16 protein-coding genes and 1 tRNA gene are annotated in these 19,103 nt (G+C 56.9%); 10 read left to right on the forward strand and 7 right to left on the reverse strand.

All coding sequences use genetic code 11. From position 1 onward, the window contains the following. Window positions 1-158: 158 nt before the first annotated feature. On the forward strand, window positions 159-2,141 hold the full coding sequence (locus tag CPH65_RS05020) for a methylmalonyl-CoA mutase family protein (protein WP_371359449.1): 1,983 nt from the start codon (window positions 159-161) through the stop codon (window positions 2,139-2,141). Window positions 2,142-2,153: 12 nt separating this feature from the next. Here the strand turns inward: CPH65_RS05020 and CPH65_RS05025 are convergent, their stop codons facing one another. Beyond that, entirely contained in the window at window positions 2,154-3,248 is a 1,095-nt protein-coding gene (locus CPH65_RS05025; protein WP_096172412.1) for a hybrid sensor histidine kinase/response regulator, read from the reverse strand. Window positions 3,249-3,498: 250 nt separating this feature from the next. On the opposite strand from CPH65_RS05025, the gene CPH65_RS05030 reads away from it, so the two are divergent. Then, on the forward strand, window positions 3,499-4,458 hold the full coding sequence (locus CPH65_RS05030; RefSeq protein WP_172891456.1) for an AEC family transporter: 960 nt from the start codon (window positions 3,499-3,501) through the stop codon (window positions 4,456-4,458). On the opposite strand, the gene gluQRS is transcribed toward CPH65_RS05030, so the two are convergent. Next, on the reverse strand, window positions 4,442-5,338 hold the full coding sequence (gene gluQRS, locus CPH65_RS05035; RefSeq protein ID WP_096176248.1) for a tRNA glutamyl-Q(34) synthetase GluQRS: 897 nt from the start codon (window positions 5,336-5,338) through the stop codon (window positions 4,442-4,444). The two genes, CPH65_RS05030 and gluQRS, sit on opposite strands and share 17 nt — an antisense overlap. A gap of 118 nt (window positions 5,339-5,456) precedes the next feature. On the opposite strand from gluQRS, the gene CPH65_RS05040 reads away from it, so the two are divergent. Further along, on the forward strand, window positions 5,457-6,098 hold the full coding sequence (locus CPH65_RS05040; RefSeq protein ID WP_096172414.1) for a DNA-3-methyladenine glycosylase: 642 nt from the start codon (window positions 5,457-5,459) through the stop codon (window positions 6,096-6,098). A gap of 6 nt (window positions 6,099-6,104) precedes the next feature. On the opposite strand, the gene CPH65_RS05045 is transcribed toward CPH65_RS05040, so the two are convergent. Next, window positions 6,105-6,683, reverse strand: a complete 579-nt coding sequence (locus tag CPH65_RS05045; RefSeq protein WP_096172415.1) for a disulfide bond formation protein B — start codon at window positions 6,681-6,683, stop codon at window positions 6,105-6,107. A gap of 66 nt (window positions 6,684-6,749) precedes the next feature. After that, window positions 6,750-7,337 (reverse strand): YqaA family protein, encoded by a 588-nt coding sequence (locus tag CPH65_RS05050; RefSeq protein WP_096172416.1) that lies wholly within the window; start codon window positions 7,335-7,337, stop codon window positions 6,750-6,752. A 247-nt stretch (window positions 7,338-7,584) separates the two neighbouring features. On the opposite strand from CPH65_RS05050, the gene CPH65_RS05055 reads away from it, so the two are divergent. From CPH65_RS05055 to CPH65_RS05085, 7 genes are all read left to right on the forward strand, one after another. Next, a tRNA-Leu gene (locus tag CPH65_RS05055) sits at window positions 7,585-7,671 on the forward strand. Window positions 7,672-8,149: 478 nt separating this feature from the next. Then, window positions 8,150-9,499 (forward strand): substrate-binding protein, encoded by a 1,350-nt coding sequence (locus CPH65_RS05060; protein ID WP_096172417.1) that lies wholly within the window; start codon window positions 8,150-8,152, stop codon window positions 9,497-9,499. A gap of 111 nt (window positions 9,500-9,610) precedes the next feature. Further along, window positions 9,611-10,642: a branched-chain amino acid ABC transporter permease gene (locus CPH65_RS05065; RefSeq protein ID WP_096172418.1), complete on the forward strand. Its 1,032-nt coding sequence runs from the start codon at window positions 9,611-9,613 to the stop codon at window positions 10,640-10,642. Window positions 10,643-10,645: 3 nt separating this feature from the next. Further along, on the forward strand, window positions 10,646-11,854 hold the full coding sequence (locus tag CPH65_RS05070) for a branched-chain amino acid ABC transporter permease (protein ID WP_096172419.1): 1,209 nt from the start codon (window positions 10,646-10,648) through the stop codon (window positions 11,852-11,854). A 15-nt stretch (window positions 11,855-11,869) separates the two neighbouring features. Then, window positions 11,870-12,625 (forward strand): ABC transporter ATP-binding protein, encoded by a 756-nt coding sequence (locus tag CPH65_RS05075; RefSeq protein ID WP_096172420.1) that lies wholly within the window; start codon window positions 11,870-11,872, stop codon window positions 12,623-12,625. Between the two features lie 68 nt (window positions 12,626-12,693). Beyond that, window positions 12,694-13,413 (forward strand): ABC transporter ATP-binding protein, encoded by a 720-nt coding sequence (locus CPH65_RS05080; protein WP_244574617.1) that lies wholly within the window; start codon window positions 12,694-12,696, stop codon window positions 13,411-13,413. Between the two features lie 431 nt (window positions 13,414-13,844). After that, window positions 13,845-15,062, forward strand: a complete 1,218-nt coding sequence (locus CPH65_RS05085) for an MFS transporter (RefSeq protein ID WP_096172422.1) — start codon at window positions 13,845-13,847, stop codon at window positions 15,060-15,062. A gap of 21 nt (window positions 15,063-15,083) precedes the next feature. Here the strand turns inward: CPH65_RS05085 and mdoH are convergent, their stop codons facing one another. The 3 genes from mdoH to CPH65_RS05100 form a co-directional block, all read right to left on the reverse strand. Continuing rightward, on the reverse strand, window positions 15,084-16,868 hold the full coding sequence (mdoH, locus tag CPH65_RS05090; RefSeq protein ID WP_096172423.1) for a glucans biosynthesis glucosyltransferase MdoH: 1,785 nt from the start codon (window positions 16,866-16,868) through the stop codon (window positions 15,084-15,086). A 58-nt stretch (window positions 16,869-16,926) separates the two neighbouring features. Next, window positions 16,927-17,109 carry a hypothetical protein gene (locus CPH65_RS23745; protein ID WP_157747510.1) on the reverse strand — a complete coding sequence of 61 codons (183 nt, stop codon included), beginning with the start codon at window positions 17,107-17,109 and terminating at the stop codon, window positions 16,927-16,929. Window positions 17,110-17,171: 62 nt separating this feature from the next. Beyond that, complete coding sequence (locus tag CPH65_RS05100) at window positions 17,172-18,728, reverse strand: glucan biosynthesis protein (RefSeq protein ID WP_244574543.1); 1,557 nt, start codon at window positions 18,726-18,728, stop codon at window positions 17,172-17,174. Window positions 18,729-19,103 lie beyond the last annotated feature (375 nt).

Genomic DNA, 19,103 nt, shown 5'->3' on the forward strand with positions numbered 1-19,103 from the left:
TCGTTGCTGGATGAGTTTTGCGACATGCCGCAGGGTCTTCAGGGGTTTCGAGCCAACAATCACAAGACCGAAATCCGATGAGCCATCGAGACTCACACCTTGCGATCACGGGGAGGAACGTCATGAGCGACAAAAGTGCCATGAACTTAAGTTTGATGATGGAAGATGCAAAAGCGGATGAGAGAAAACCGGAGAAGGATAGACCGTGGATTTTCAGGACGTATGCCGGACATTCCACAGCCAAGGATTCGAACGCGCTCTACCGGATGAACCTGTCCAAGGGCCAGACCGGGCTGTCGGTGGCCTTCGATCTTCCGACCCAGACGGGCTATGATCCCGATCATGTGCTGGCTCGGGGTGAGGTCGGGAAAGTTGGTGTTCCGATCGCCCATATCGGCGATATGCGTGCGTTGTTTGCCGACATTCCGCTTGAGCAGATGAACACGTCGATGACCATCAATGCGACAGCGGCGTGGTTGCTGGCGCTTTATATTGCGGTGGCTGATGAGCAGGGGGCAGACCGGGCCAAGCTGTCGGGCACGACGCAGAATGATCTCATCAAGGAGTATCTCTCACGCGGGACTTACGTCTTTCCGCCCAAACCGTCGTTGCGCCTGACCACTGACATCATTGGTTTCACTTATCGTGAGATGCCGAAATTCAATCCGATGAATGTCTGCTCCTATCACTTGCAGGAAGCCGGGGCGACGCCGGTGCAGGAACTGGCCTTTGCGCTGTCGACGGCCATTGCGGTCCTCGATGCAGTTAAGGACAGCGGTGTTCTGAGCGATGAGGATTTCCCCAAGGCCGTGGGGCGGATTTCCTTTTTCGTCAATGCGGGGATGCGGTTCGTGACCGAGATCTGCAAAATGCGCGCCTTTTGCGATCTGTGGGACGAGATTTGTCTTGAACGCTATGGAGTGGAGGAGGAGCGGTACCGCCGTTTCCGCTATGGTGTGCAGGTAAACTCGCTGGGTCTGACCGAACAGCAGCCGGAGAATAATGTCTACCGTATTCTGATCGAAATGCTGGCGGTTGTTCTTTCCAAGAAGGCGCGGGCAAGGGCCGTGCAGCTTCCGGCCTGGAATGAGGCGTTGGGGTTGCCGCGCTCATGGGATCAGCAATGGTCCTTGCGCATGCAGCAGATCATGGCGTTCGAGACCGACCTGCTTGAATTCGGCGACATTTTCGATGGATCGAAAGAGATCGATGCCAAGGTCGAGGCGCTCAAAAAAGAAGCGCGGGCCGAAATGGAGCGCATCGAGGAGATGGGCGGGGCCATTCCGGCGATTGAATCAAGCTACATGAAGCAGAAACTCGTCGAAGCCAATGCCAAGCGCTTTGAAGGCATCGAAGGGGGCGAGCAGATCCTTGTCGGGGTCAACAAATATGTCGAGAGCGAACCCTCGCCGCTGGCAACCGGGGAAGACAATGGCATTCTGACCGTTGATCCTCAGGTTGAAGAGCAGGCCGTCGTCCGGATCAAGGCTTGGCGGGAGGCACGCGATGATGCTGCCGTCAAGGCCGCGCTTGATGATCTGCGCACAGCGGCGAAGACCGGTGCCAATGTCATGGAGCCGTCCATTGTCTGTGCCAAGGCCGGTGTGACCACCGGTGAATGGGGGCAGGTTTTGCGCGATGTGTTCGGTGAATATCGCGCTCCGACCGGAGTGGGCAAGGCGGCCCGAAGTGATGGCGAAGAGCTGGATGACGTCAGAGCGGCGGTCAATGCCGCGTCTGAGACGCTCGGGCGGCGGCTGAAGATCCTTGTTGGCAAGCCCGGCCTTGATGGTCATTCAAACGGCGCCGAGCAGATCGCGGTCCGGGCGCGGGACAGTGGCATGGAAGTGGTCTATCAGGGGATTCGCCTGACACCGGCACAGATCGTCAACACGGCCCTTGAAGAAGGCGTGCATGTGATCGGTCTTTCCATCCTGTCAGGGTCGCATCTTGCGCTTGTCGGGGATGTGATGACCCAGATGAAAGCGGCCGGGCTCGATGATGTGCCGGTCGTCGTCGGTGGCATCATCCCGCCTGACGATGCTGCGATCCTCAAACAGGCTGGCGTTGCTGCGGTCTATACGCCCAAGGATTTCCAGCTCAACGAGATCATGCGGCATATCGCCAGTCTCGTCGCATAGGGTTTTGCATTGTTAGGCAATTTGTGGTCGGGCCGCTGTTCCGGCCATTCTTGTCAGCAGATCATAGAGCCGCGCCGGTTCGATGGGGCGCTGCAGCCAATGGTCGAACGGGACGATCTGCTCGGGCGCTGCATCGGCGGAGATTGCGATCAGTGGCAGGCCGCTGAGGGATTGATCGGCACGAATATGTCTTGCAAGCTCCCACCCATCCATGTTCGCCATCCGAATATCGATGAAGGCAAGGTCCAGCGGTTCGGCCCCCAGCACGCCAAGGGCTTCCTCTCCTGATGTTGCATGGATCGGCGCTGTACCGAGAGCCTTGAGCAACTGATCGAGAATGAGATGGTTGGTCTGGTTGTCATCAACGACCAGTATGCGCATCTCCCAGCCTTCGGGGCGCTCCTGAGAAGAAAAGTCAGTTCCGGGCGTGGTGATCGGATTGTCCTCATCAAAATCAATGATCGGCAACCAGATGCGGAAACAAGCGCCGCGCGGCGCGTTCTTTTCGGCGCGAATATCGCCGCCGGTCGCGCGTATGAGATTGCGGACACTCCATAGCCCGAGGCCCGACCCTGATACGTTGGCCGGGTTTACGCCGCGATGATAAGGCTCGAACAGCAATTCCGGATCGGTCGTACCGAAGCCTTCGCCTTCGTCGCTAAAGGTCAGGGTGAGGGTCTTGTCATCCGTGCGCGCCGCTTTGAGCGTGATGTCCGAGCCCTTGGCGTATTTCAGGGCATTGTCGAGTAGCAGGATGAGTGCGCGGTGAAGGTGGGCCGGCTCTGCAATCGGGCAAGGAATGGCCGTGACGGCCTCTTCAATGTCCAGATGGAAGACAATGCCTTTGGTCTTGCACAGACTGGTCGCCAGCTTGCCAAAATCCTGCAAGGTTCGGCTCGTCATGCCGGGCCGATGTGCCGGGGCTCCCAGAACCGGAGCGCTGCCGTCCAGCATGGTCATGGCGTTGCCAGCGGCGATGAGGATGGCGTCGAGCAGACTGGCGCTCATTTCAGGGTCCGTCGTGGTCTTGACCAGATCTGTCAGAGAAATAATCGCGCTCAGATGTGTTCTGAGGTCATGCTGAAACGTGTCGGTTTTTTCAACCATATTGTCATTTTTCTCTGATGTTAGGATCCCTGATCCATGCTATAGCCAGAATCGTGACTTGTCGACAAAGCCGCGCATTCCCCGGTGCCTGTGGAAATCGCGTCTGCCGCGTTGGCGTCATCCCGCCAGATCCAATTTGGATGATGATCTTGTCGGCCCGAGCCGCTTTTTTCAAAAGGTGAGCCTCTTTTCGCCGCAACTGTCCAAATTGCCTGACATGCTTTTAGCCGCCTGTGCCCGGAGTGCTGCCATGTCCGAATTGTTTCAAATCGTCCTGCCCATTTTTATGCTGATCGCCCTTGGATATGGTCTGATCATGTCTAGGCTGATCGAGATGGACGCGGGCAAGTCGATTTCCAAATTCGTCTTCACCGTTCCCCTGCCGCTTCTGATGTTCCGTTCCATGGCGACGAGCGACATCGGCGGGCGGGAGCCATGGTCCCTATGGCTCGCCTATTTCCTCTGTTTCTTTGTGGTCTGGGTGCTGGCGATGCTGGCGATCCGCTATCTGTTCGGGCGCAAAGGGAGCGTGCTGGCGGTGGCAGGCGTGTCTGCCGGCTTTTCAAATCTTGTTCTTCTGGCGATCCCGGTTGTCAGCGGTGTATTCGGTGAAGATGAGCTGTTCCCGCTTCTGATGCTCATTTCCGTGCATTTGCCGGTGACGATGACCGTCAGTTCCATACTCGTTGAATGGTATGGCCGCGAGGAAGGGGAGACACTCAAACTGGGCGCGGCTCTCTTGAAAGTGGTCAAGGGCCTTGCGCGCAATCCGCTGATCATCGCGGTGGTCGGTGGTTCGCTGTGGCGGGTGTCGGGGCTGGATATTCCTCTTTATGCGTCTCTGGTGATCGATCGCGTGATCCCTGTCGCAGTGCCGCTGGCGCTGATCTCCATGGGGATGGGTATGCGGGATTATGGCCTCAAGGGCGACATCTTGCCCGGTATCGTGCTCGGGCTGATCAAGATCATGGTCTTTCCGGCGCTGTTCCTCCTGGTCACCACGTTTCTCGTTCCGCTGCCTGCTGAATGGACCGCCGTCATTGTGCTTGGCGCGGCCAGCCCGACCGGGGTCAATGCCTATCTGCTGGCTAACCATTTCGGGGTTGGGCACCGCCTGTCGGCGAACACGATCACGCTGTCCGTATTGATGAGCCTTGCAACGCTACCGTTTTGGATCTCTGTCGCGCGCTCCATCATGGAAGGGGCATGAAGGCCATGAGGTCGTCATCACTCCAACCGATGAGGCGGCGGATATCATCCGGCGTGACACCATCCTGACGCAACGCTTTCAAACTGAGGTCGCCCCTTGATTTTGACAGTTTGTCACCGCCCAGATCCGTCAAGAGCCGGTGGTGATGATAGATCGGATCGGGCAGGCCCAGAAGATCCTGCAGCAGGCGATGGACCGGGGTGGCGGCATAGAGGTCCTGTCCGCGGACGACATGGGTGATGCCTTGCGCGGCGTCATCGATGACAACCGACAGGTGATAACTGGTGCCACAGTCCTTGCGGGCGAGCATGACGTCGCCCCATTCCTCTGGTCTGGCGGCGATGTTACTCGCAGCGGGGTAATGGGAGCCGAGCGGTCCGGTCTCCGACCAATGGCTCTGATCGGGCAGACATGCGAGCGCCTTTTTCATATCAAGACGCCATCCGGCGTCGGTGCCCTGCTTTTCGAGGTCTGCGAGCAGGGCGCGCGGGAAATGCGGAGCACCGTCAGGGTCTTTGGGCCATTCCTGCCCGGTCTGCTCTTGCCATCCGTCCACCGCGGTTTGAATAGCCTTGCGGCTGGCAAGGGAGGGATAGACAAGGTTTTTGCCCTTGAGCTTTTCAAGCGCCGCCGCATAGAGCGCGAAGCGCGATGACTGGCGCATGACCGGGTCTTCCCACTCCAGCCCGAGCCAGCGCAGATCGTCCAGCATCTGGTCGATCTTGTCGCTCGTGCAGCGGACCGTGTCGATATCCTCAAGACGCAGCAGGAACCGTCCGCCCATACGCCGGGCCGCCTCGAAATTGAGAAGGGCCGAAAGGGCATGCCCCAGATGAAGGGCGCCGTTGGGACTGGGGGCAAAGCGGAAAACGGGTTGCATGGCAAGGCTTGACGTTGTTTGGGTGCTGGCAAAGAGATAGCCTGCCTGTGACCATTCGTCCATAGAGGACGTTTGCGGGCGGCCCTTACAGCGCACGTCTCGGAACAGGGGGAACAGCATGAAGCGATTGACCTGTCAGGCCGATCTTGATGCCTCGCTTGAGCGGCTTCAGGTGCTCGATCCCAGACTTGTGCCCCATGTCGCGGCCTGCCAACCGATTGCCTTGCGACAACGGCCCGCCGGTCTTGCCGGTCTGATTCAGATCGTGCTTGCGCAGCAGGTCTCGGTCGCTTCCGCGCAGGCGATCTGGTCGCGGTTCGAGGCGGCTTTCCCGGGATGCGAGGTCGATGCGTTGGCTAGCGCTGATGAAGAGGCATTGAGAGCCTGTTCCCTGTCGCGGCCAAAGATCAAAACGGTTATGAAACTGGCTGGTGCAATCCGCGCTGGGTTTGATCTTGATGGACTGGCCGATCTGCCTGAGGATGAGGCGCACAAAAAGCTCGTCGGCCTTCATGGTATCGGGCCATGGACCGCCGAGATTTATCTGCTCTTTTGTCTTGGATCGGCAGATGTTTTCCCTGCGGGGGATCTGGCGCTGCAGGTGGCCGTTGCCCATGTGCTTGGACTTGACCAAAGGCCAAGCGAGAAGCAGCTTGCTAATCTTGCCAGCGAACTTTGGTCGCCAGAGCGCGGAGCTGCCGCGCATCTGTTCTGGGCGATCTATCGTGATCTCAAGGCTGGCCGGGACGGGGTGCTGTGATTCCGCTCAGTCTTTGCTGATGGCCGAGGTTAGAAGACCAATCAAAGGAATGCGCTTGATGATCGGGTCAATGGCATCCTTGCCAAGCAAGGCGCCGCCAAGGGCAATGGCCATGAGCACGGTGGAAATCACCACATTCCAGCCGCCAAAAGACAGGCCCAGAATGCGCAATTGAGCCACATCGCAGCGGATCAGCTTGGTCTGGCCAAGGCTTTCAAACAGTGAACTCGCGTTATTGCTGATGGTGACCGTGTTGGCGCAGTCATTGGGGCCAAGCCAGAACTCCCACTCCGCTCCCGCCTGATAGATGCCAACAGCCCAGCCATACCCCAAGAGGGCAAACAGGGCCAGAAAAGCCACGCGGGTGAGCCAAGCAGGCGCGCCTTGCCAGATCAGCCCAAGCAAGACGAGCGAAGCGGGGATCATGGAATAATGGACATAGCGCTGGATGTAGCACAGCTGGCAAGGCTGGAACCCGCCGATGTGCTGGAACCCCAGAGAACTGAGCGCATTGAACAGGGCACCGAGTAGAAGGAGCAGGACAGCAAGGGACTGGGTTCTGCCAATCGGCGCGGTGAGGTTCATCTGATTTCCTTAGAAAAAGCGAGGCGGGTGAGCAGCGTATTAGTCCCCAACCATGACGAAATTTTGTCAGTGCGGAATGAGGTACTTTGCCGCAACAAAGCCGCCGATCAGCAGCACCAGGCCGATTGTAAAGACAAGGCCGAGACGCTTTTCGATGAATTCCTTGATCGGTGGGCCGAGCCAATAAAGAAGGGCCGCGACGATGAAGAACCGGCAGCCGCGCGCGACGATGGATGCGACGATAAAGATCGGCAGCGACAGGCCCGTTGCGCCGGAGGCTATGGTGATAACCTTGTAGGGGAAGGGCGTCAGACCGGCGATGAGAACGATCCATACACCCCAATCGTTGTAGCGTTCGGTAAAGGAGGCAAACTCGTCTGCATAGCCATAGAAGGACAGGATCGGCTGGGCGAGCTGATCAAACAGAAATGCACCGATGGCATAGCCCAAAAGGCCGCCGATGATCGAGCCAATGGTGCAGAGTGTTGCGTAGAACCAGGCGCGGTCCCGTCGCGCAATGACCATCGGTACAAGAAGCGCATCGGGTGGGATCGGAAAGACCGAGCTTTCGATGAAAGACACGGCGCTGAGCGCCCATGGCGCTCGGGGGCCGGACGCAAGGCTCATGGTCCAGTCATACAGTTTTCGAAGCATTGACGGGTATCACCCTTTATTCAGGAGCAAAAGCTGTTCAGGCGCGGTTGGCTCTTGGTGTGCCTTATCGGCTACGCGCGATCCGGTGGCAAGTCCTGGTCCTGTATTTGTTGGTCAATCTTCGGCATCATAAGCGCCATGGTCTGTGCATTGGGTTAAGGCAATGGCAAATCGTGTTGACTACGAAGGATTTGTGACGGTTATCGGTTGACGGGGATGATTATGGCCGTATAGTCCGTCTCCACATGCCCCTGTGGCGGAACTGGTAGACGCGACGGATTCAAAATCCGTTTCTTTAACCGGAGTGCCCGTTCGAGTCGGGCCAGGGGCACCACTTTTTTCTCAAAGCGATGAGCAGACCAAGACGCGCGGAACATCATTTGTTGCCGCGGTCTGATTGCTGCATTCGGTGGGCAGTCTCGCCGCTGGGCGCTGCTTCATCTCCCCTTTTCGACTTTAGCTTCGATCCAAATAAAATTCCTTTTGCATGGGTAAAAATCCATTTGATCTGGATTCGTGTGATGAAAATTTTTGGGAACTGGCAAAAGTGAGTAAAAAAGGGGCAGGTATTTTCAATATTAAAGAATAACTAAACTATTTCGGACGCCAAAAGTGTAACTTCTTAAGTCCAATTGTGTCTCAAAAAGCTGATTTCCCAGAAAAAAATTAGAAATTGTAAGTACTACCTTTGGATGCTGAACAAAAGTCCTATGGCATTTGAATGACGAGCGTCTGTAGGTTTGCGTAGTCTGATCCAGACATCGTGGTCGCTTTGAGGAGAGAGGATCACGTTAATCTTTGGGAGGAACTTTATGAGCAAACTATTGATCTCGCGTCGCGGTTTGATCAAGTCCAGCGCTTTAGTGGGCGCAGGCTTGGCGATGCCGACAATTTTCACAAGTCGCGCAAGCGCATATACAAATGAACCCACAGGCTCAACTGTGACGCTTGGTTTTAACGTGCCACAGACCGGCCCCTACGCCGACGAGGGTGCTGACGAACTTCTGGCACAGAAGCTCGCTGTTGAGCACCTCAATGGTGAGGGAGACGGCGGCTGCCTGAATACCTTTACCTCCAAGGCGCTCAAGGGCAACGGCATCCTGGGCAAGAAGGTTGAATTCGTAACCGGTGATACCCAGACCAAATCGGACGCAGCCCGCGCATCGGCCAGATCGATGATCGAAAAAGACGGTGCCGTCATGATCAACGGTGGATCGTCCTCGGGCGTGGCTGTGGCAGTTCAGGGCCTGTGTCAGGAAGCTGGCGTGATCTTCATGGCCGGTCTGACGCACTCCAACGACACCACCGGCAAGGACCGGAAAGCCAACGGCTTCCGTCACTTCTTCAATGCCTATATGTCTGCTGCTGCGCTTGCACCGATTCTGGCCAAGGAACTGGGCACGGATCGCAATGCCTACCACCTGACTGCCGATTACACCTGGGGCTGGACCCAGCAGGAATCCATGCAGGCGGCAACCGAGGCCATGGGCTGGAACACCGTGAACAACGTTCTGACGCCGCTGGCAACGACGGACTTCTCGTCCTACATCGCGCCGGTGATCAACGCAGGCGCAGACGTTCTGGTCCTCAACCATTACGGCGGCAACATGGTCAACTCGCTGACCAACGCGGTTCAGTTCGGCCTGCTCGATAAAATGGTCAATGGCAAAGACTTCAAGATCATCGTGCCGCTTTATTCCGAGTTGATGGCTGCCGGTGCTGGCGACAACATCAAGGGCGTGCTGGGGTCGATGAACTATAACTGGCAGCTTGAGAATGAAGGTTCCAAGGCTTTCGTGAAGTCCTTCGGTGAGAAATACGGTCGTCCGCCGTCCAACTCTGCCCAGACCTGCTACGCCCAGGTTCTGCTGTATGCAGATGCTTGTGAGCGTGCCGGTACGTTCAATCCTTGCGGTGTTGGCGAAGCGCTTGAAGGCTTCGAGTTCGACGGTCTTGGCAATGGCAAGACCATGTATCGTGCAGATGATCATCAGTGCTTCAAGGATGTGCTGGTTGTGCGCGGTGCGCAGAACCCGACCACGGCCTATGACACGCTGGAAATCGTTGAAGTCACTCCGGTTGATCAGGTCACCTACGCTCCGGACCACGCCATGTTCGGTGGCGCAGAGGCGTCGCTCGGCAAGTGTAACGCCGGCGCATAATCTGTATCGCCTTTTTGGCCGTGCCGCTCTAATCGCGGCGCGGCCTTCCGTATATTTTGGGACTAGAACCGTCGCTCTTGATGCGCACGGTTTATCGATGCGGGCTCTCCAATGGACGCAATCATTCTTCAGATCCTCAACGGTCTAGACAAAGGCAGTGCCTATGCTCTGATCGCATTGGGACTGACACTCATCTTCGGCACTCTCGGCGTGGTCAACTTCGCTCATGGTGCCCTGTTCATGCTCGGCTCCTTTTGTGCCGTGACGCTTCAGAGAATCTTATCCCTGTCCTTCACAGTGGAAGATCCGTCGCGAAAGGACTTTCTGGGAAACCCGCTAAAGGTAGATACGCCCTATGTGGTCGACTGGTTCGGCGATGTGACTGGCAATGCCATTATCAACTGGTCGGTGCCTCTGGCGATCCTGTTTGCGATCCCGATCATGCTGTTTATCGGCTATGCGATGGAACGCGGGCTGATCAAGCATTTCTACAAGCGTCCCCACGCGGACCAGATTCTGGTGACCTTTGGCCTCGCCATCGTCATTCAGGAAATCGTCAAATATTTCTATGGGGCTAACCCGATCCCGACGCCTGCCCCCGACGTGTTCAAGGGGTCGCTCGATTTCGGGGTCATGATCGGCTTCGCCGAGAATACAATCATCTATCCCTATTGGCGTCTGGTCTATTTCCTGTTTTCCGCTTTGATCATCAGCGCGGTGTTTGCATTCCTGCGGTTTACCACATTCGGCATGGTCGTAAGGGCCGGTATGGCTGATCGTGAAACGGTTGGTCTTCTGGGCATCAACATCGACAAGCGCTTTACCATCATGTTTGGCGTTGCTGCCGCGGTGGCCGGGCTTGCGGGCGTGATGTATGCGCCGATCAATTCGCCCAACTATCACATGGGCATGGACTTCCTGGTGTTGTCCTTCGTTGTTGTTGTGGTCGGCGGCATGGGGTCTCTGCCCGGTGCCGTGCTGGCCGGGTTCCTGCTTGGGGTTCTGGAGAGCTTTGCCTCGATGAACGAGGTCAAGTCGATCATTCCGGGCATCGACCAAATCATCATCTATCTTGTTGCAATCATCATCCTTTTGACCCGCCCACGCGGTCTCTTGGGTCGCAGAGGCGTGATGGAGGATTAATCCATGCTGGGTTTGAGTAAGAAAGACACGACCTTTCTCCTGATCGTTATGTTTCTGACATTGGCGACACCGATATTGCTGCAGCCGTTCCCCGAGAATTCGGCACTGGCGCAGTTCAATGCTGGCTATCCCGATCTGATGCAGCGGTTTGCCATCTACGGCATCTTCGCGATCGGGTTCAATATTCTGTTCGGCCTGACCGGCTATCTCTCGTTCGGTCATGCTGCCTTTCTGGGCGTCGGATCCTATTCCGTCGTCTGGATGTACAAGCTGTTGAGCTACAACGTGCTGCCGGGGCTGTTGCTTGCGGTTCTGATGTCTGCGCTGTTTGCCTTGTTGATCGGTTACATTTCCCTGCGTAGATCGGGCATTTATTTCTCGATCCTGACGCTCGCCATGGCGCAGATGTCGTTCAACCTAGCCTATTCGGTGCTGACGCCCCTGACAAACGGGGAAACCGGGCTTCAGGTTTACACGGGCGATCCGCAAGTCTTGATGGGTCAAGACAGTCTGACCTCGCCCCACTTCTTCGGCATTGTGATGCACGAATCGGTGAAGGTGGATATCGCGGGCTGGCAGTTCACCTTCAGCAATGGCTACTATTTCTGTGCCATCATCGCGATTCTGGTGTTTTACATTTCCCTCAGGATCTTCCGTTCGCCCTTTGGCATGATGCTGCGTGCGATCAAGACCAACCAGACCCGTATGAACTATACCGGCCTCAATCCTCGTCCCTATACGCTGGCGGCTTTCGTGATTTCGGGTATGTATGCCGGTCTCGCCGGTGGCCTTCTGGCTGCGATGGATCCTCTGGCCGGGGCGGAACGCATGCAATGGACCGCGTCGGGTGAAGTGGTTCTGATGACCATTCTGGGCGGTGCCGGAACCTTGATGGGACCGGTGCTGGGCGCAGGCTTCATCAAGTATTTCGAGAATATCTTCTCGAAGATCAACGACAATATCCTGCACGGCTGGTTTGCGGCATTGCCCGATGGGCTTGAGGACGCGCTTGTCTTCCTGATGCATCCCTTCATCGGCAAGGGCTGGCACCTGACTTTGGGCCTTCTGTTCATGCTCGTGGTCATCTTCCTGCCTGGCGGCCTCATTGAAGGCGGGCAACGCGTACGGCATTGGTTCAAACGCGAGAAGAAGTCAGAGACACCGCCCAAGGATCCTGATCATCACCCCAAACCGAGCCCTCATGTGGCCTGATGGAGACTGCAAACAATGGGCATTCTTGAAGTCAAGGACGTTAACAAGCGCTTTGGTGGCCTGCAGGCGCTCGGCGATGTCAATCTGTCGGTGGCCGAAAACTCGGTGCACGCGATCATCGGTCCCAACGGGGCAGGCAAGTCGACCCTGCTCAACTGTCTGGTTGGCAAGCTCGTACCGGATACCGGGTCCGTCACCTTCAACGGCGAGTCGGTTTTGGGCCGCACGCCCTTTCAAATCAATCAGATGGGGATCAGTCGCGTTTTCCAGACGCCGGAAATCTTCACCGATCTGACGGTGATCGAAAATATGCTTATCCCCTGTTTTGCCAAGCGCGACGGGTCGTTCCGGATGCATGCATTCGAATCTGTCGCCAACGAGAAGGAAATCGTGGAACGCGCCGAGCATATGCTTGAAGAGGTCAACATGGCCGACAAGCAAAAAATGCTAGGCGGTTCGATGTCTCGCGGGGACAAGCGGCGTCTGGAGATGGCGATGTGTCTGGTGCAGGAGCCCAAGCTGTTGCTCCTGGATGAACCCACCGCCGGCATGGCGCGGGCCGATACCAACAACACGATCGAGCTTTTGAAGCAGATCCACGAAAGACACGACATTACCATCGCCATCATCGAGCATGACATGCATGTGGTGTTTTCTCTTGCCCAGCGCATCACGGTACTGGCGCAGGGCACGCCGTTGGTGGAAGACACACCGGAAAACATCAAGGGCCATCCGAAAGTCAAGGAAGCCTATCTGGGAGAAGCAGCATGAGCGAACTTGTCATTGAAGGAACCCCGCGCCCCGAGGAGAAGCGCACGGATTTCTCCAAACATGGCAACATGGCGGTAACCGCTCCTGCCTTTCTGTCGGTGCATGACATCCATGCTTATTATGGTGAGAGCTACATTGTTCAGGGTGTGTCGTTCAACGTCCATGAAGGCGAGATTCTGGCCCTTCTGGGACGCAATGGTGCGGGCAAGACGTCTACCTTGCGGGCCATCGCTCGGCTTGACAATCCGGCTTTGACCTACGGAGAAATCTGGCTCGATCACCAGCATCTGCACACGATGTCGAGCCATGAAGCGGCACGAGCCGGCATGGTGCTGGTGCCCGAAGATCGGCGCATCATTCCCGGCCTGACGGTGGAGGAAAATCTCGAGCTGGCACAGATTGTCGAGCCTGTCGGCTGGAGCATCGAGCGGCTTTATGGTCTCTTTCCACGCCTTGGTGAGCGGCGCCTGCAGGAGGGTGTGACCCTTTCTGGCGGTGAACAGCAGATGCTGGCGATTGCCCGGGCCCTGGCGCGGGATATCAAGGTGTTGCTGCTTGATGAACCCTATGAGGGGCTTGCTCCGGTCATCGTTGACGAGATTGAAAAGACGCTCGAGATCATCAAGAAACAGGGCATCACGACCATTCTGGTTGAACAGAATGCGATCCGTGCACTTGAGCTGGCAGATCGGTCGGTCATTCTCGACACCGGCGGGGTGGTGTTTGACGGAACGGCCAAGGAAGTGCTCGACAACAAGGAGTTGCGCGAGAGTTATCTGGCCATTTAAGATCTTGGTCACGCCTTGCCGCTGTTTTGAAAGCCCCCGGAGTGTTTGTCCTTCGGGGGCTTTTTGCTGATGTGGCTGATGGCTCCCGATGTTTTCCCCGCACCGTGAGGGTTTTCCCGGCTGTTTTGCAGCGTTGCAATCGTTGACTTGACAGGGAAAGCCTACGATGCAGACTGTCAAGCTGATCCAGAGTGATGAAAATAACATCGTTCTACGATTTCATCGCTTTGGGTCCTCACGTATTTGGCTTGTTGCTCATGTTTCAAGGTTCAAAACCTTCACGCCTGTTCGCAATAGGACCCTTACCTGAAATTCCACCATCTGGCCGATGCTTGGCTCGGCTGCCTCTTCAGGCTTCAACAGGCTTAAGGAAAGCGAAGGCTTCTTTTTGGGCTGGCGAGCCGAATTCAAGACTTTGGATATCGCAAACAATGCTGACCTTCATCAGGGAAAACGGCCGTTGGCTCGGAGCGGGCTTTCTTCTTACCCTTGCTTCCTCCTTTGGGCAAACCTGGTTCATTTCTCTGTTCGCAACCGAGATCAAGCTCGAGTTCGGATTGACGGATGGGACGTGGGGCTCGCTCTATACGGCTGCAACGCTGTCTTCAGCGCTGCTGATGTTCCTGCTGGGGTCGCTGGTCGATCGTATCCCCTTGGTGCGGTTTGCTCCCGTCATGACAGTTCTGTTTGCCATTGCTGCATTGGGGTTCAGCTTCTCTTCCTCGATTCTTTTCCTTGGGTTCTTTCTGTTTTTGTTGCGCTTTTGCGGGCAGGGGATGTTCAGCCATATTGCCATGACGGCGATGGGGCGCTGGTTTCACGCGACCCGCGGACGTGCGGTTTCAATTGCCAATCTGGGCCATCCTTTCGGAGAGGTCGTTATTCCGTTGATCGCGGTGTTCGCAATCGCAACCATCGGCTGGAACGCGACATGGATGATTGTTGCTGCGATGCTGCTTATCCTGGTTGGACCCGGTTTGTGGTGGATGCTCAGTCATGACCGTTCACCTCAGGGGAGCCGGTTGGACGAATTGCCTCACGGCTCGGGCGGAAAGCACTGGACGCGCAGCGAAGCGGTCAAGCACTGGCTGTTGCCTGCCCTTATTCCCATGCTGCTGACACCGGGTTTCATTTCGACGGTCGTCTTTTTCCATCAGGCCCATATCGCCGATGTCAAGGGATGGTCGCTGATGGAAATGGCGCCGGGCTACAGCTTCTTTGCCACGGCCACAGTCGGGGCGACATTCCTTGTGGGGTGGATGTCCGACCGGTTTGGGGCGGATCGGCTTCTGCCCTATATCCTCATTCCCATGGGGCTTGGTGTTCTTTTTATCGGGCTCGGGGCCCCGGTCTGGAGCTGGTATGCATCACTGGCGCTGTGCGGCCTGACACAAGGGGCCTCGGGTGCCTTCTGGGGGGTCTTCCTGCCCGTTGCCTATGGTACACGCTATCTTGGTGCCATCCGCTCTCTGGCGACCACGGTGATGGTGTTCTCGACAGCCATCGGGCCGGGACTTACGGGTCTGCTCATCGACGGCGGCATTCCCTTCCCGGTTCAGAGCTTTGCCATGAGCCTCTGGTGCATCCTGTTTTCCATGGTCGGTCTTGTCATCATGCGGCGTATGAAGCGCGAGGCTGACGCCGCATGACAGTGGTCATGATGCGCGTGGTCATGATGCCTTTGATCCCTTTGACGCCTCTGGTGTGAGAGGGCTGTCGAGGGATCGAGGTTGCCAGCTTTCGAGGATGGCATCGTGGAGCAACACGATTGCCGGGGTTTTTGTCTCGCCGGGTACGGTGAGCAAGGTGCCGTCGTCCGATCTCGAACTCCACCACAGAATGAGTGGTGCGAGGGCAAGCGGCAGCGCCACCGGCATGAGCCAGAACAACAGGTCGGGTGCAAAGACCTCTACCATGACCAGTCCGCCGATGCCGCTCAAGGCGATCCACCATGAGGCGGCGAGGCTTTCCAGAAGACCAAGACGACCGTCCCCCCGGTCTGAGCTTGGCCAGCCGCCGTCCTTGCCCATCAGAACCTGATAGACCGAGCGGGTGGCAAACAACATCATGATCGGCGCGATCATCGACGAGAAGAGCAACTCCCACAGGGTCGAGCCAAGAACACGGACAAAGCCGCCAAAGAGCCGGGCCTGCCCGTTGATGCCTGCCTTGATCACCATCAGCAGCTTGGGCAGAAACAACAGCCCGAAGATGCCGACAAACAGCCCGATGGCTTCGGTCGCCATGGACGGCGGTATGTAGGGGATTGGCCAGTTCGGCTCGGGAAAATAGTCCGGTTGGCTATCAAAATAGGGATCCAGAACAGAGGCAATCAGGAACGCCAGCCAGAAGACCGGGGCGACATAGGCCATGATGCCTTGAGCAAAGGTGAAGCGCGACCATGCCTTGAGGTCGGGTGCGTTGAGGATGCGTCCATGTTGAAGGTTGCCCTGACACCAGCGCCGATCCCGTTTGGCGTGCTCGACGATATTCTCCGGGCCTTCCTCGAAGGAGCCGCCCAGATCGTCATCGACCCGGACAGTCCAGCCTGCGCGCGCCAGAAGTGCGGCCTCCACATAGTCGTGACTGAGGATATGGCCACCAAAGGGGGGCGCGCCGCGCAAAACGGGCAGTCCGCAGGACTGGGCAAAGGCCGAGACACGGACGATGGCATTGTGTCCCCAGAAGGGACCGGTCCGCCCCTGCAGCATGGCTTGTCCACGGCAGAAGATGGGGGAGAAGAAGGAGGCAGAAAACTGCATGGCACGACCAAAGCGCGAGCGGGCCCGGACGATCTTTGGCAGGGTCTGGAGCAATCCCAAGCTCGGATCCGCGTCCATGCGCCGGATCATCTCGATGATGGTTTTGCCTTCCATCAGACTGTCGGCATCAAGAATGACTGCATAGTCGTAGGCGCGCCCGGACCGGACGATGAAATCCTCGAGATTGCCTGCCTTCTTGCCTGTGTTCTCTTCGCGGCGGCGATAGAAGAAGCGGCCCATGCCGTCCGTCTCTTCAACCAGATGCACAAAGAGCTGTTCTTCCTGAGCGGCTATGGTTTCATCGCGGGTATCGGAGAGGATGACAAAATGCACGTCCGCTTCGATGGAGGTTTGCTTGAGAGACCGATCCATGGCTGCGAGACGCGAGAAGGATACACGCGGATCTTCGTTATAGACCGGCATGATGACGATTGTTTTTGCCGTGATCGGTTTGCTGCGATCCAGCTCGCGCGTGGCGGGGCTCGTGGTCAGGCCGAGCAGCCCTTGAATGCCGCCCCATGCCAGCCATGTGGTCGAGATCAGAATGAGACATGCGCGCACCAGATCAAGCATGTCGAGGCCATCGACGCTGCCGATCTGGATGAACACCATAAAGGCACCAAGGCCGATCACGAGCGTGGCTGCAATTGTTGCTGTGCGCAAGGCCCGCAGGGATAGGGGGGGAGTTGCCATGGGTCAGGCCCTCTTGCGAGTTGAGATCATGCGTTCGATGAGGGTGGAAGGCGCGAGATCAGGCTGGATCTCGGCTCAACCGGCGGCTGCCAAGACGGAGCCAGCGGAGGAGCAGAAGCCGTTTGGGTGCACGGGATTGTTCTCTGGTTTGTCCGGGGAGCCGTTCCAACGTCTGGGTGGGCATGGAGATCGGTGCTTTGGGCAGGGCGCAGGGGCCGGATGTGAGGTCTTGGAAGGTCATCAGTCTCTCCTCTTCTCGGGTGCTTGACTTTGGGGAACTGGGGGGATCTGGAAACACCAACATTACTTGTTGATCCACTGGTAGATCCAGGTTTCAGACAACCGGCGGCCAAAGCCGGCGAGATGAGCATTCATCTCGACAATGGCCTCCGGTTCGGCACTAACATCAAGGACGAGGCGCCAGACACCCTCGTCGGGGATCGGGATAAGCGTCTGGGAGATGATCTTGCCATTCTCAACATGGGCTTTGGCCTTGAGACCGTCCTCGAGCGCCGAGGTTGGCAGGCCTGCGGCTATGCCGTCCTTGAAGTCGATAACGAATTTGCGCGAGCCGTCTTCGTTGGAAACGCCCGAGACGCCGCCGCTGCCTGCTCTTGTTTCATGAACATAAGCCAGATCACCATCGGCTTCGGGCGGTAGATCGCCCCAGTGCAGGCGGTAGGTGAATTCGAACGTCTGTCCGGCCTTGCCGCCATTCTCGGGCAGCCAGAAGGCGACGATATTGTCATTCACCTCCAAGTCGGTGGGGATTTCCACAAGGCGAACCTTCCCCTTGCCCCAATCGCCGACTGGTTCGACCTTGAGGGACGGCCGCCGTTCATAATGAGCCATAGTGTCCTGATAATTCTCAAAGTCGCGGTCGCGCTGATAGAGGCCAAAATCTTCAAGTGAGTTGACCTCAAAGTAGCTCGAGGCGAGATGGGGCGGGTTCGACAGAGGACGCCAGATGTGTTCACCCTCGCGGGTTTTGATGACAAGGCCTTCACTGTCATGAACCTGTGGGCGGAAGTCATCGAACTTGTCGCGATTGCGCTCGGCAAACAGGAACATGGAAGTCAGGGGCGCAATACCCAGTTGGGGGATGTCGGCGCGCAGGAAGAGCCGCGCTGTGGTTTCCATCACGGTATTTTCACCCGGCTTGACGACGAAGCGATAGGCTCCCGTCAGGGATTCGCTTTCAAGTGCCGCATAGACGGTGACCGTCTCGGCTCCCGCTGTTGGCTTTTCAACGTAGAAACGAGTAAAGACCGGGAATTCTTCCGGCTCGGAGCCGCCGGTGTTGATCGCAAGACCGCGGGCGGACAGACCATAGATGGAGCCACGACCAAGGGCGCGGAAGTAGGAGGCTCCCTGAAAGGCCAGAAGTTCGTCGAAGATGTCCGGGCGGTTGAGCGGATAGTGCAGGCGGAACCCGGCTATGCCGGGCAACTGCTCATGGGCAGGTACCAACTCTCGGGCCTCACGCTCATAAATGAAATCATCGGTGTTGAACATGACCGGCGTCGCTTCGCCATCCGAGACTTCGTAGAGCGTCACCGGAGATCGGAAAAGCCAGCCCATGTGGAAGGCATGCAGGCGAAAGCTGTTGTTCTTGATATGTGAGAAGAGCGCCTTTTCGGAGTTGTACCTGATCAGCTTGTAGGCGTCATAGGTCAGGTCTCCGAGATAGCCGCCAACCTTTTCTAGGGGGCTGTAGTCCTGGCCGGCCTTGAGGCGCATGTCTTCGGTCAGTTTGTCAAAACTGAAGGGCTGACCTGACATGGCGGCGGCTTTTTCCTCGGCGTGGAGGGCGCTGGAGGCAAATAGCGGCGTGATCGCAGTGGCGGCACTTGCTGCCATAAAAAACCGACGTGATATGTGCATTTCGAAAGTGGTTCCCAATTCCAATACAGATCGATTTACAACAAATGCATCCGGGGGCAGAAAGTTCCAACGGTACGGTTACTACAGAGGCCTGCGTGTCAGGGTTATGTAGAATTGCGCATATCGGTCCAGTTGCCCGGAGGCTTGCGTTTTTCGAACGAATTTAGTGACTTATACTTTTCGCCAGCAGTGTGGGGTAAAATTTGAGACGAAAAATGGCAAGGGGAGAAAGAGCGTGTATCAAGCGAACCGGAGGGGAACAACGGGTCGAAAAAAAGTCCGATAAGTGTTGGAGTCTCAAGCTTCTTGAGACGATCAGGACTGTGTAAACAATCGCCCTCAATTGATGGC

Source organism: Cohaesibacter sp. ES.047 (assembly GCF_900215505.1).
Taxonomy (GTDB): Bacteria; Pseudomonadota; Alphaproteobacteria; order Rhizobiales; family Cohaesibacteraceae; genus Cohaesibacter.